We start from the raw sequence: 12171 nt of genomic DNA on the forward strand, positions 1-12171 counted from the left end.
GTATGATCCGCCGTACGACAGACACGGCACGACAGGCTGCGCCTGATCAGATCAGGCTCGACTTGCCACGGCTCAGCACCTCGCCGGCGCCCTTGTCGCCGACGATCTTGCCCTGGTCGTACACGACCCGGCCGCGGGCAATGGTGGTGACGGGCCAACCGGTGACGTCAAAGCCTTCCCAGGGTGTATAGTCTGCGCCGTGGTGAAGATCGGCCTGCTGAATCTTCCTCTTCAGCTTGGGGTCCCACAGCACGATATCGGCATCGAAGCCGACGCCGATCGAGCCCTTGCGCGGATAGAGACCGTAGATCCTCGCGTGGTTGGTCGCCGTCAGCTCGACGAACCTTTGCAGGGTGATGCGGCCCTTCGAGACGCCTTCGGAGAACAGGATCGGCAGCCGCGTCTCGACGCCAGGAATACCGTTCGGCACCCAGCGGAACGAGGTGCGGGCGTTCGGCGTCAGCTTACCCTTGGGATCATCGTAGCGGAACGGGCAATGATCGGACGAGAAGGTCTGGAACACGCCGGTCGTGATGCCTTCCCAGATCGCCTGCTGGCTCTCGGCATTGCGCGGCGGCGGCGAGCAGACATACTTCGCGCCCGTGATGTCCATGTTCAGGCCCTTCATGTCGTCGGCCGTGAGCGTGATGTATTGCGGGCAGGTCTCGGCATGAACCGGCAGTCCGCGCTGCTGGGCCCAGCGCACCTGCTCCATCGCCTCGCGCCCGGAGACGTGCACGATCATGATGGGAACGCCGATCACCTCGGCATGGCTGATGGCGCGATGTGTCGCCTCGCGCTCGACCGCCTGGGGCCGCGAAGTGCTGTGATAGTAGGGTGCAATGTGGCCCTCGCGCTCGAGCTTGCTGGTGAGGAAGCGAATGGCGTCATAGCCCTCGCAATGAACCATCACCAGCGCCTCCTCGCGGCGCGCAACCTCGAATACCTCGAGCAGCTGCTTGTCGCTGAGCACGAGGTCGTCATAGGTCGTGAACACCTTGAAGGAGGTGTAGCCGTCCTTGACCAGGGCCGGCAGCTCCTGCCCGAGCACGACCGCGGTCGGATCAGAGATGATGAGATGGAAGGCGGTGTCCACGTAGCACTCGCCTTCGGCAAGCTTGCGATAGTTCTCGACGCAGGTGCGCAGCGAGGTCCCCTTCTCCTGCAGCGCGAAGGGCAGCACCATGGTGTTGCCGCCGGCCGCTGCCGCGCGTGTCGCCGAGGCAAAATCGTCGGCCATCACCACGTCGGGGCCCGAGGCTTGCGAGATGTGGACGTGGCTGTCGATGCCGCCCGGCAGCGCGAGCAATCCGCTCGCATCGATCTCGCGCGCCGCGCCCTCGATGCGGTCGGAGATGCTGACGATGCGGCCGGCGCGAATTCCGATATCGGCGCGAAACTCGTCGCTGGCCGTCACGATAGTGCCGCCGCGAATGGCGAGATCGAGCTGCGTCACTGATGTCTCCATCACTTGATGACTGGCATTGTCTGGAAGATCCGCCCCCACTGCGCAAGAGCCGAGAGGTCGCCGCCGGCGAGGCAGAGCGTCCGCCATAGCGTGACCGCGACCGAATCGAGCACGGCGATGTCCAGCTCCCGCTCCAGCGCGGTTGCCAGGGCTGCACCGTCGAGATTGGTGCATAGGATGACGATAGCGTCGGCACCCTCACTAGCCACGGCGCGGATCATGTCCGCGATCGTCGCCGGCGCGACCTCGCCGAAGGAAAAGTTGTCGCGCAAGCGGAGGTGGCGCTCTGCGTGCGGGGCAACGCCCGCCTCGGCCCAGACATCGCCGATTCGCCGCTGCACGTCGTCGGTATATGGCGAGACGAGGCCAATGCGTTTGGCGCCGAGCGCGCGGGTGGCCTCGATGCAGGCCAGCGTCGACGTCGTTGCCGGCACACTTGTGCGCGCCGTGATCGCTTCACAAAGGCTTCGATCTCGCCCGATTCCGAGCCAGCTCGCCGAGGTGCCGTTCCAGGCAATCGCATCGACCTTGGCATCGGCCAGCAAGTCCGCGGCGGGAAGCATCGCGGACGCGTCAAATTGGCTGAGCGCCGTTGCGTCGAGCGCGATCTCGGTGACGCGGAAACGCGAGAAGTGCGCCGTGACGCCAGGGACGCCGGCCAGCATCGCACTGGTGACAGGCTCCAGCACCGAGTTGGAGGACGGCGTGATCATGCCGAGACGCTTGCGCATGGCGCTACCCTACGACGCCTGCGCAAGGCGCGTCGACTCCTCCCGGATCAGGGACAGGACGTGGCGCTTTGCATCGTTGAATTCGGGGCTCGTGATGTCGCGCGGGCGCGGCAGGTCGAAATTGACGGCCTCGCGGATCCGGCCGGGCCGCCTGGTCATCACCACGATCTTGTTGCCGAGCACCAGCGCCTCGTCGACGCTGTGGGTAACGAACACGATGGTGCAGCGCCGTTTCTGCCAGATCGCGACCAGCTCTTCCTGCATTTCGAGCTTGGTCTGGGCGTCCAGCGCCGCAAACGGCTCGTCCATCAGGATGACGCTGGGGTTCATGAGCAGCGCGCGTGCGATGCCGACGCGCTGGTTCATGCCGCCGGACATTTCAGAGGGATGATGGTGCTCGAAGCCTCGCAGGCCGACGAGATCGATGAATTCCATGGCGCGGTCGTGCCGTTGGGCCTTGGCAACGCCCTTGAGCTTGAGGTGGAAGGCGATGTTGTCGATCGCGGTCAGCCACGGCATCAGGGTCGGCTGCTGGAACACCACGCCGCGGTCCGAGCCGGGCCGCTCCACCTGCTTGCCGTCGACCAGCGTGCGGCCGGAGGTCGCCTGCTCGAAGCCGGCGATGATGTTCAGGAGTGTCGACTTGCCGCAGCCGGAGGGGCCGAGCAGGCAGACGAAATCGTTGGCCTCGATGTCGAGATTGATGTTGTCCAACGTCAGCAGGTCGCGGCCGCGCCGCTTGTCGGAGAACACCTTGACGATGTTGCGAAGCTCGATTGCCGCCATCAGCCCGCCCTGCCCTGCACGGTGGTCGTCTGCTGCCAGCGCAGCGTGCGCGCCATGATCGCCTTGAGGCCGAGGTCGGAGAGATAGCCGAGCAGCCCGATCGAGATCATCGCCGCGAGCACGATGTCGTAGCGCAGAAAGTAATAGGAGTCCCACAAGACGTAACCGAGGCCGCTCTTCACCGCGACCATCTCGGCCGTGACCGTCAGCATCCAGGCCGATCCGACCGCGATGCGCAGGCCTGCGAAGATCGAGGGCAGCGCCGCCGGCAGCACGATGTCGGTCAGCATCTGCCGCCCGTTCGCGCCCATCATCGCACCAGCACGGACGAGATTGTGGTCCACGGTCTTCACGCCGTGGATTGCGTTCATTAGCACGGGGAAGAAGGCACCGAGGAAAACGAGGAAGATCGCCGGCTTGTCGGCGATGCCGAACCAGATGATGGCGAGCGGAATCCAGGACACCGGCGGGATCGGGCGCAGCATCTGCAGGGTCGGCTCCAGCGTCTTCTCGAACAGGCGCGACCAGCCGATCGCGACCCCGGCGAGGATGCCGAGGAGGCTCGCCAGCGCAAAGCCGCCGAACACGCGAAGCGCGCTGGCGAGCGCGTCGCGCAGCCAGTGCCCGGAATAGGTCTGCGTGGTCTCGTCGAAGCCGAACACCCAGTCGCCGAGCGCATGCAGCACCGCGCTCGGCGCCGGCAGCAGCGCGGGCGGCAGCACGCCACTGCGGGCAAAGGCCTCCCAGCCCGCGATCAGCAACGCGGGCACGACGAGGCGTTCGAGCCCCTGGAACGCCCGCGTCAGCCGAAAGGCCGTCCTTGCGGGCGAGACGTCAATAACCGAGGTCATTCTTGGCCTTTCCGGTGGCATGCGCCAGGAACGAGTAGTCCATGTTCTTCTCCGCTTCCGCGGAGACGTCCTTCGAGATGTATTTGAGGTCGCGCATCATCGCGGCGATCGCGAGCGTCTGCGACCGATGGATCGCCGGATCGGGCGACGCGTTCTTCAGCGCTTCCGTCGCCACATTCTTGTCAAGACCGGTGAGCTTGTTGATGACCTCGATCCACGGCGCCTTGTCGGCAATCAACTTGTTGTCGAGCTCGACCACGGCGCTGACGACGCCCTGCACACCGGCGCGTTGGCTGGCGATCACGTCGGAGCGGGTAACGATGAGATTGGTGAGATTGCCGGCGGCCTGGTCATAGGGCAGCACAAAATGCTTGCCGGCGCCCGCAAGCCGGATCTGCGAGGCGAACGGCTCGACCGAGCAGATCATGTCGACCTCACCGCGCTGCAGGGCCGCGAGATGGTCGGACGGATTGGGGATGTTGATGAACTGGACGTCCTTGTTGGGATCGAGGCCCTGCTTGAGGAATGCGCCCCGCATGTGGATGTCCTGCGCATTGCCGCGCGACGCCGCGACCTTCAGCGGCTGACCGTCGCTCTTCGCCTTCAGAGCGGTCGCCTTGAACGTGGTCCAGTCCTCAGGGGGAAGGTTCAGCTTCGCGGAGGAGAGACACTCCGAGCCGCCGTTGATCTGGCCTGATACGGCGACAACGTCAAAACCTTTGTCAAGCGCGGTGATGTAGTGGAGATAGGTGACCTGCGCGACGTCGATGCTCTTCGACACTAGGGCCGTGAGCACGTCATTGCCCGAGTTGAAGCCGGTAGCCTCGATCTCGACGCCTTTCGCCATGCCCGGGATCAGCGACATCGGCAGGCAGTGCGCACATTTGGCGTAGCCGAGCTTGATCTTCGGGGCTTGCGCGGAGGCAAAATCGCCAGCCCCGAACATCGCCGCCATCATCACAAGGCCCAGTCGCAAACTCGTCCGCATCGCAAACTCCGTTTCGAAGGCGCGAGATCTCGCGCGTCTCGCGAGATCATCGGTCGGCCTTCGCCGCAGCGCAACGGGGATTCTGCATGCTGCATACAATTTGCGCGCTATGCCATTGTTTTCAGCTACATGCGTCGGTATTTTGGGCAAGCCAAGGAGCCGGAAACGGCTAGGATGAACTGTAGCAATGAGGCGCGCGTGCAGCAGAAGTCGGAAATCCCGAAGGGGCGAAAGTCGCCCAAGCTCAAGAGGATGGGCTTGCACGAGCGCGCCGCCGCGCGGATGCGGACGATGATCATTCGCGGCGAGCTGGCGCCGGGATCGCAGACCCAGGAGACCAGGTTGTCAAAGGAGCTGGGCGTATCGCGCACGCCGCTGCGCGAGGCGATGAAGGTGCTGGCGGCGGAGGGATTGATCGAGCTTCGTCCCAACCGCAGCCCGCGCATCGCCGACATCGCGGTTGACGGCATCTCGGAGTTGTTCGAAGCGCTCGCCGGCATCGAGCGGCTGGCCGCCGAGCTGGCGGCGGAGCGCGCGACCGAACGCGACCTCGCCCGCCTGCGGACGCTGCAGACCCGCATGGAGGGTCATCATCGCAACGGCAAGCTCGACGATTACTTCGCCATCAACGGCGAGATCCACAACACCATCGTCCGCATGGCGCGCAACACGCCGCTCCGCGAGGCGCACGAGACGCTGATCTCCCGCGCCGAACGCGCGCGCTATCTGGCGCTGGGCGCCGACAAGCGCTGGAGCAATTCGGTGGATGAGCACGCCGGCATCCTCGCCGCCCTCGAGGCGCGAGACAGTGAAGCCGCGGGACGCCTGCTCGGCGCCCACGTCCGCCAGACCGGCACCGCTTTGCTCGAGACTCTCGCCCCCAAACCCAGGCTGACGGCAGCATGACCATGAAGCTGCTGCTGCTCAACCCCAACACCAGCACCGCGGTCACACAATTAATGACCGATGTCGGACAGCGCGCGGCGGCGCCCGGCACTCAGCTGGTCCCCTGCACCGCGACCCGCGGCGTGCCCTATATCGCCACGCGCACCGAGGCGCAGATCGGCGGCGCCATTGCGTTGGAGATGCTGGCCGAGCAGCACATGAAGGTGGATGCCGCGATCATCGCTGCCTTCGGCGACCCCGGCCTGTTCGCCGCACGCGAGACATTCGACATTCCCGTGGTCGGCATGGCGGAAGCGGCGATGCTGACGGCCTGTATGGCCGGGCGCCGCTTCGCGATCGTCACCTTCGCGCAGGCGCTGGGCCCCTGGTACGAGGAATGCGTCCGCGCCCACGGGCTGTGGGAACGCTGCGCCGGCATTCGCATGCTCGATACGCCGTTCAAGGCGATTTCGGAGGTCGGCACCGAAAAGGAGGATCTGCTCGTCGACCTCGCCCAGCGCGCGATCGTCGATGACGAGGCCGATGTGCTGATTTTTGCCGGCGCGCCCCTCTCCGGCCTTGCCGAGCGCGTTGCGGACCGAATTCCCGTCCCCGTCGTCGATCAGGTGATCGCCTCGGTGAAGCAAGCCGAAGCGCTTCATGCGCTACGCCTGCGCAAGGCGAGCGCGGGCACGTACCGCCGGCCCGCAGCAAAGCCCACCATCGGCCTTCCCGGGGCGCTCGCCGCCCGGCTCGAGCATCGCGACAGCTAGGGGAGCTTCGGCCGGCGATGCGAAAACCCCAATTCGTTCTCGGTGCTACGGCCGAAAGCAAACAGGCGGGATTCGCAGCCCGGCGGCGCGATGATTTGGATGCCGAAGGGCAGCTCATTCTCCCCTCGCCGCACCGGCAAGGTCAGGACCGGAAAGCCGACCAGCGACACCATGAAGGTGACGGCGAGATAGTCGATCGGCGTCTCCAGCGCTACGCCGTCGATCGCGGTGACATCACTGATCTCGTTCGGCCAGGGGAAGACCGAGGCTGCGGGCGCGATCAGGAAATCGGCACGCGCGAACAGCGCGCGAAAGCTGCGGTAGATCGCGGTGCGGCGGCGCTCGGCGTTGAGATAATCTTCGGCGGAAAGCTCTGCGCCCGCCTCGATGTTCCAGATCACGGTAGGTGTGAGCTCGGTGCGGCGCGTCCGCAGCAGCTCGCCATAGCTGTTGGCGATGTGTGCGGCGCGGAGCGTGCGGAAGGTCTCTATCGCGCCGCTGCAATTAGGCGAAAACGGCAGCAGATCGGCAACGCCGGCGAGGGCGTCGCAGGCGGCAGCAAAACGCGCACGAACGTCGCGCGAAACCGGCGCAACGCCAAAATCGGGCGTGACGGCGATCCGGGGGCGTCCTGCGAGCGGCCGATCGTCATTGTAAACGCCGGTCGAGAGCGGATCCTTCGCGTCGTCACCAGCACAGACCGACAGGGCGAGCGCGAGGTCATCGACGCCGCGGGCAAGAAAACCGTGGGTCGCCAGCATATCCCAGCCGAGCGGGCGGCGCGGCGACGGGATGCGGCCGGGCGTCGGACGGATCGAGGCGACTTCGCAGAAGCTTGCGGGCGTCCGCACGGAGCCACCGAAATCGGTGCCGTGCGCCAGCGGCACCATGCCGGCAGCGACCCCGACGGCAGAGCCGCCGGACGATCCGCCGGAGGTCAGCGCGAGATCGAAGGGATTGCGCGTCGGTCCTCGCAATTTATTGGTGCAGACCGCGCCAAAGCCAAACTCCGGCGTGTTGCTCTTGCCCAGAATGATGGCGCCGGCGCGACGCAGCCGCCCCACCACGAGATCGTCCTCGGCCGGCACGTGATCGCGGAACAGCACGGATCCATAAGTCGTTGCAAGTCCCGCAGTGTCGGTGAGATCCTTGATCGCGATCGGCACGCCATGCAGCGGGCCGATTGGCGCGGACGCGGCATCGCAGATTTGCGCGGCACGGCGAGCGCCGTCCGCATCGACGGTGACGAATGCCGCCAATTGCGCATCCTGATCCACGATCCGCGCCAGATGCGCCTCGACGACGTCGCGCGAGGACAGCTCACCGCCGGCAATGGCGCGCGCGAGGGCTGTGGCACTGAGCTCGCATATCGATGTCATCGCACCACAATGCCCGAGTGCGCTGCGAAAGGCGAGCGCCGCGGGCACGAGACTTGCTTTCTCCCTTCGGGCAACGGGAGGCAACATCATGGCTGAAGCGCAAGGCGGCCGTTCGCTCGTCGTCGATGCGGTCACCCACCGCTATCCGAGTGGCGCGCTCGCGGTCGAGAACATCAATCTCGACATCAAGGGCGGCGAGATCATCGCCCTGCTCGGCCCGTCCGGCTGCGGCAAGACCACCCTATTGCGGATCATCGCCGGCTTCATCGCGCAGAGCCAGGGGCGCATCATCATCGGCGATGACATCGTCGATGCGCTGCCGCCGAACCGCCGCGCCGTCGGCATCGTGTTCCAGAACTACGCGTTGTTCCCGCATCTTTCGATCAGCGAGAACGTCGCCTACGGCCTCGCCGCCCGCGGCATCGACAAGGCGACGCGCCAGCGCGAGGCGCAGCGCCTGTTGGAGCTGGTGCAATTGCCCGCGATGGACGAGCGGCTGCCTCGGCAGCTCTCCGGCGGCCAGCAGCAGCGCGTCGCGCTCGCCCGCGCGCTCGCGATCAAGCCGTCGATCCTGCTGCTGGATGAGCCCTTTGCGGCGCTCGACAAGAATCTGCGCCTCGACATGCAGATCGAGGTCAAGCGGCTGCAGCGCGTCTCCGGCATCACCACGCTGATCGTGACGCACGATCAGGAAGAGGCGCTGTCGATGGCCGATCGCGTCGCCGTGCTGAGCCACGGCAAGCTCGAGCAATTCGGCTCGCCGTCCGACGTCTACGACCGGCCGCAGACGCTGTTCGTGAACACTTTTGTCGGCTCGACCAACCGCATGCCAGGAATTGTGGTCTCGACGGACCGCACCGCTGCAAAGATACGCCTCGATGCCGGCGCGGAGATCATCGCGCGCCCCGCGGCCGGCGCCCTCACCGAAGGCGGCCGCGTCACCGTGTGCATCCGACCCGAGCATCTGCAATTCGTCGGCGACGAGACCGGTTTTGCCGGCGTGGTCGGCATGTCGCTGCCGCTGGGCGCCACCGTCGTTCACGAGGTCACGACGGCCGACGGCTCCGGCGTCAAGATCTCCCAGGCGCGCATCGGCGAGACGCGCGCATTGGAGAGCGGCGCCGCCGTGCGCCTCGCACCGCTCGCCCCATCGCTCGCCAACGCCTTTCCTGCATCGCTTTAGGTCCAGTCCAAAACGCTTTTGATCCAGTCCACACGGAGTTCGACATGATCCTCAATCGCCGCAGCCTGATGACGACCGCCCTCACGCTCGGGGCCATGAAGGCGTTTCCCGGACTGAGCTTCGCCCAGGCCCGCCCGCTGGTGTTTGCGACCTTCACCGGAAGCTGGGAGGAAGCGCACAAGGCCGTGCTCGTGCCGGCCTTCCGCAAGGCCAACGCCGATGCCGCGATGGTGCTCGATCCCATGCTCTCGGTCGACCAGATCGCGAAGGTTAACGCCGCCAAGGCCAATCCGCCGATCGACGTCATGCTGCACGATCCGGGTCCTGCCCTCGTCGCCATCGGCCAGGATCTGGTCGAGTCCTATCCGGTCGACAAGAGCGCCTATTACAAGGACCTGATCGCCGAGGCGCAGGAGCCGACGGGCCCCGTCCCCTTCTTCCAGGTTGTCGGCCTCACCTACAATCCGGAAGCCGTCAAGACGCCGCCGACCTCATGGGCCGATCTCTGGAAGCCCGAGTTCAAGGGCCGCGTCGGCATCACCAACCTCAACTCGACGCTCGGCACCGGCTGGCTGGTCGAGATCGCCAAGATGCGCGGCGGCTCGGAAGCCAATGTCGATCCCGGCTTCAAGGCGCTGGAGGAGCTGAAGCCCAATCTCGCCGCGGTGGCAGCCAATCCCGGCGCGCTCGCCACCCTGTTCCAGCAGGGCCAGATCGACATCTCGCCCGGCAATTTCAACGCCATCCAGATCCTGAAAGCCCGCGGCGTGCCGGTCGAGTTCGTGGCGCCGAAGGAAGGCGCCATCGCCTTCAAAACCACGATCCACATCGTCAAGAACTCGCCGAACCGCGAGCTTGCCTTCAAGCTGATCGAGGCGGCGCTGACGCCGGAGGTGCAGACCACGCTGATGAACCCGCCTTATCTGATCGTGCCGACCAACTCCAAAGTGACGATGGGCGGCGAGATCGCGCGCGTGCTGGCCAAGGACACCGCCGAGCTGAAGAAGAAGTTCGTGTTCCAGGACTGGAAGAAGATCAACGAGCAACGCTCGGCCTGGATCGAGCGCTTCAACCGCGAGATCAAGATCTGAACGATGGGCGCAGCACCGGCATCGCGGGACGTCACCTCCTACGGCATGGGATTGGCAGCGCCGCTGGCGCTGTTCTTCCTGCTGTTCTTCGTCGCACCGCTGCTGCAACTGTTCTGGCTCTCCCTGCACAACGACACGGCCGGGCTGCATTGGGGGCTCGGCCAGTACCTGCACTTCCTCACCGACCCCTTCAGCCTCAGCGTGCTCGGCTCGACGCTGCTGCTGGGCGCTGAGGTGACGGCCGTCTGTCTCGTGCTCGGCTTTCCCATCGCCTGGCTCTATCAGCGGGTCGGGCCCAAGCTTCAGACCATCATCATCCTGATCGTGCTGCTTCCGCTTCTGACCAGCGTGGTGGTGCGCACCTTCGCCTGGATCGTCATCCTGGGGCGGCAGGGCATCATCAACGCGACGCTGCAATCCCTTGGGATCATCGATACGCCCCTCAAACTGCTCTACACCCAGTTCGGCGTCGTGATCGCACTGGCGCAGGTGCAGATGCCGCTGATGACGCTGCCGCTGATCACCGCGCTCGGCCGGATCGACCCCAATCTCGACGATGCATCCTGCTCGCTCGGCGCCGGAAGCTGGCGCACCTTCTTCAAAATCGTGCTGCCGCTGTCGCTGCCCGGCGTGATCGCCGGATGCACGTTGACTTATGCCGCCGCGATCACGGCTTTCATCACCCAGTCGCTGGTCGGGGGTGGGCAGATGCTGTTCATGCCGATGTATCTCTATCAGCAGGCTTCGACGCTGCAGAACTGGCCGTTTGCGGCCGCGATCTCGATCATCTTCCTGCTGGCCGTGCTCGCGGTCGTCTCGGTCTTCACCACGCTCGGCCGCATGTCGCGCGGCTATGGAGGCGTGTGATGAGTGGACGCAAGCGCACCCTGGAGGCGTTCAGCTTCGAGCTGGTCATGACCGTGATCGCGATCATCGCGCTGATCCTGATCATCGCGCCCTCGCTCGTGGTCCTGATCGTCTCCTTCACCAGCGGCTTCTCGCTACGCTTTCCGCCGCCGGGCTATTCGCTGCGCTGGTACGCCGAGCTCGGGAATGCGTGGCAGCTGCACTTCGCGGCCAAGAACAGCTTGATCGTCGCGTCGTGGGCGACGGGCCTCTCCGTCGTGCTCGGCGTTGCCGCTGCGCTCGCGATCTCGCGGTCGCGGGCGCTGTCGGCGCGGCTGCTGGATTCCCTCTTCATGTCGCCGCTCGTGCTCCCTGCACTCGCCTTCGGCCTTGCGGCCTTGATGCTGTTCTCACTGGTCGGCCTGCCGGTGTCGCCGCTGACGCTGGTGATCGGCCACACTGTGGTCTGCGTGCCCTACGTCGTGCGCAACACGGTCGCCGCGCTTGCCCAGTTGGAGCCGACCCTGCTCGAAAGCTCGGCGGTGCTGGGCGCGAGCCGCCTCTACACGTTCCGGCGGATCGTGTTGCCGCTGATCCGGCCGGGCGTCATCGCGGGCGCCTTCATCGCCTTCATGTCGTCGTTCGACAATGTGCCGGTCTCGCTGTTCCTGCGCGATGCCGCAACCGATATGCTGCCGATCCGGATGTGGCAGGATCTCGAGGGCAAGCTCGATGTCACCATCGCCGCGCTGTCGGGCGTGCTGATCATCGCCACCGTCGCACTGGTCGCCGTCATGGAGCGCATCACCGGCCTGTCGCGGCGACTGACCAACTGATCAGGCCCCACGAAACAGCGAATAGCCCCAGCGCGTGAATTTCAGCGGCAGATGAAAATGTTCATGGACGTTCTTGATACGGAAGCGGAACGGCGCCACGGTCAGGAAGCCGTCGCTGTCGCCGAAGAATTCGCCGAGATGAAACAGGACCTCATACTCACCGGCCGTCACGCCTGCACCTTGCGCGACGGAATGATCGAGCACGCCGTTTGCGCCGAGCCGTCCGTCGGCGATGCACAGCGAATCCGGATCGATCCGCCAGATCTCGACGCGCAGGCCCTGCGCCGGCCGGCCGGTCGCCACGTCGACTGCGTGAATGGAAATACCGCCTGCCACCATGTTCCTCCCGTGAGT

At 65.6% G+C, this 12171-nt stretch carries 13 protein-coding genes; 6 read left to right on the plus strand and 7 right to left on the minus strand.

Annotated features, from left to right (window positions below):
* Positions 1–46: 46 nt before the first annotated feature.
* Genes hydA through GGD65_RS08355 form a run of 5 tightly spaced genes read right to left on the minus strand, consistent with a single transcriptional unit; the run spans position 47 to position 4824 of the window.
* Complete coding sequence (hydA, locus tag GGD65_RS08335) at positions 47–1468, minus strand: dihydropyrimidinase (RefSeq protein ID WP_183234996.1); 1422 nt, start codon at positions 1466–1468, stop codon at positions 47–49.
* Positions 1468–2199 (minus strand): aspartate/glutamate racemase family protein, encoded by a 732-nt coding sequence (locus GGD65_RS08340; RefSeq protein WP_183233430.1) that lies wholly within the window; start codon positions 2197–2199, stop codon positions 1468–1470. Before GGD65_RS08340 ends, hydA begins: the two co-directional genes overlap by 1 nt.
* A gap of 9 nt (positions 2200–2208) precedes the next feature.
* Positions 2209–2985, minus strand: a complete 777-nt coding sequence (locus GGD65_RS08345; protein ID WP_183233431.1) for an ABC transporter ATP-binding protein — start codon at positions 2983–2985, stop codon at positions 2209–2211.
* The gene (locus GGD65_RS08350; protein WP_183233432.1) at positions 2985–3836 is read right to left on the minus strand and encodes an ABC transporter permease; all 852 of its coding nucleotides are present in this window, start codon (positions 3834–3836) and stop codon (positions 2985–2987) included. Before GGD65_RS08350 ends, GGD65_RS08345 begins: the two co-directional genes overlap by 1 nt.
* The gene (locus tag GGD65_RS08355) at positions 3820–4824 is read right to left on the minus strand and encodes an ABC transporter substrate-binding protein (protein ID WP_183233433.1); all 1005 of its coding nucleotides are present in this window, start codon (positions 4822–4824) and stop codon (positions 3820–3822) included. The genes GGD65_RS08350 and GGD65_RS08355 overlap by 17 nt, the downstream gene beginning before the upstream one ends.
* 174 nt (positions 4825–4998) lie before the next feature.
* Here GGD65_RS08355 and GGD65_RS08360 point away from each other — a divergent pair, with 174 nt between their 5' ends.
* Together GGD65_RS08360 and GGD65_RS08365 are read left to right on the plus strand one after the other, a co-directional pair.
* On the plus strand, positions 4999–5730 hold the full coding sequence (locus GGD65_RS08360; protein ID WP_210316766.1) for a GntR family transcriptional regulator: 732 nt from the start codon (positions 4999–5001) through the stop codon (positions 5728–5730).
* 2 nt (positions 5731–5732) lie between these two features.
* A complete protein-coding gene (locus GGD65_RS08365; RefSeq protein WP_183233472.1) occupies positions 5733–6482 on the plus strand; it encodes an aspartate/glutamate racemase family protein in 750 nt (249 codons plus the stop codon).
* On the opposite strand, the gene GGD65_RS08370 is transcribed toward GGD65_RS08365, so the two are convergent.
* Positions 6479–7861: an amidase gene (locus tag GGD65_RS08370; RefSeq protein ID WP_183234880.1), complete on the minus strand. Its 1383-nt coding sequence runs from the start codon at positions 7859–7861 to the stop codon at positions 6479–6481. The two genes, GGD65_RS08365 and GGD65_RS08370, sit on opposite strands and share 4 nt — an antisense overlap.
* Positions 7862–7949: 88 nt before the next feature.
* On the opposite strand from GGD65_RS08370, the gene GGD65_RS08375 reads away from it, so the two are divergent.
* Genes GGD65_RS08375 through GGD65_RS08390 form a run of 4 tightly spaced genes read left to right on the plus strand, consistent with a single transcriptional unit; the run spans position 7950 to position 11817 of the window.
* Positions 7950–9044, plus strand: a complete 1095-nt coding sequence (locus tag GGD65_RS08375; protein ID WP_183233435.1) for an ABC transporter ATP-binding protein — start codon at positions 7950–7952, stop codon at positions 9042–9044.
* A gap of 44 nt (positions 9045–9088) precedes the next feature.
* Complete coding sequence (locus GGD65_RS08380) at positions 9089–10135, plus strand: ABC transporter substrate-binding protein (protein ID WP_183233436.1); 1047 nt, start codon at positions 9089–9091, stop codon at positions 10133–10135.
* Between the two features lie 3 nt (positions 10136–10138).
* Complete coding sequence (locus GGD65_RS08385; RefSeq protein ID WP_183233437.1) at positions 10139–11002, plus strand: ABC transporter permease; 864 nt, start codon at positions 10139–10141, stop codon at positions 11000–11002.
* Positions 11002–11817, plus strand: a complete 816-nt coding sequence (locus GGD65_RS08390) for an ABC transporter permease (RefSeq protein WP_183233438.1) — start codon at positions 11002–11004, stop codon at positions 11815–11817. Before GGD65_RS08385 ends, GGD65_RS08390 begins: the two co-directional genes overlap by 1 nt.
* Here GGD65_RS08390 and GGD65_RS08395 read toward each other — a convergent pair whose 3' ends face one another.
* Positions 11818–12153: a hydroxyisourate hydrolase gene (locus GGD65_RS08395; RefSeq protein ID WP_183233439.1), complete on the minus strand. Its 336-nt coding sequence runs from the start codon at positions 12151–12153 to the stop codon at positions 11818–11820.
* Between the last annotated feature and the right edge of the window lie 18 nt (positions 12154–12171).

Source organism: Bradyrhizobium sp. CIR18 (genome assembly GCF_014198295.1).
Classification (GTDB): Bacteria; Pseudomonadota; Alphaproteobacteria; order Rhizobiales; family Xanthobacteraceae; genus Bradyrhizobium.

Bases quoted from the DNA above. Each gene is read 5' to 3' on its own strand.
- hydA (WP_183234996.1), bottom strand. From the start codon at position 1,468: ATGGAGACATCAGTGACGCAGCTCGATCTCGCCATTCGCGGCGGCACT.
- GGD65_RS08340 (WP_183233430.1), bottom strand. From the start codon at position 2,199: ATGCGCAAGCGTCTCGGCATGATCACGCCGTCCTCCAACTCGGTGCTG.
- GGD65_RS08345 (WP_183233431.1), bottom strand. From the start codon at position 2,985: ATGGCGGCAATCGAGCTTCGCAACATCGTCAAGGTGTTCTCCGACAAG.
- GGD65_RS08350 (WP_183233432.1), bottom strand. From the start codon at position 3,836: ATGACCTCGGTTATTGACGTCTCGCCCGCAAGGACGGCCTTTCGGCTG.
- GGD65_RS08355 (WP_183233433.1), bottom strand. From the start codon at position 4,824: ATGCGGACGAGTTTGCGACTGGGCCTTGTGATGATGGCGGCGATGTTC.
- GGD65_RS08360 (WP_210316766.1), top strand. From the start codon at position 4,999: ATGAACTGTAGCAATGAGGCGCGCGTGCAGCAGAAGTCGGAAATCCCG.
- GGD65_RS08365 (WP_183233472.1), top strand. From the start codon at position 5,733: ATGAAGCTGCTGCTGCTCAACCCCAACACCAGCACCGCGGTCACACAA.
- GGD65_RS08370 (WP_183234880.1), bottom strand. From the start codon at position 7,861: ATGACATCGATATGCGAGCTCAGTGCCACAGCCCTCGCGCGCGCCATT.
- GGD65_RS08375 (WP_183233435.1), top strand. From the start codon at position 7,950: ATGGCTGAAGCGCAAGGCGGCCGTTCGCTCGTCGTCGATGCGGTCACC.
- GGD65_RS08380 (WP_183233436.1), top strand. From the start codon at position 9,089: ATGATCCTCAATCGCCGCAGCCTGATGACGACCGCCCTCACGCTCGGG.
- GGD65_RS08385 (WP_183233437.1), top strand. From the start codon at position 10,139: ATGGGCGCAGCACCGGCATCGCGGGACGTCACCTCCTACGGCATGGGA.
- GGD65_RS08390 (WP_183233438.1), top strand. From the start codon at position 11,002: ATGAGTGGACGCAAGCGCACCCTGGAGGCGTTCAGCTTCGAGCTGGTC.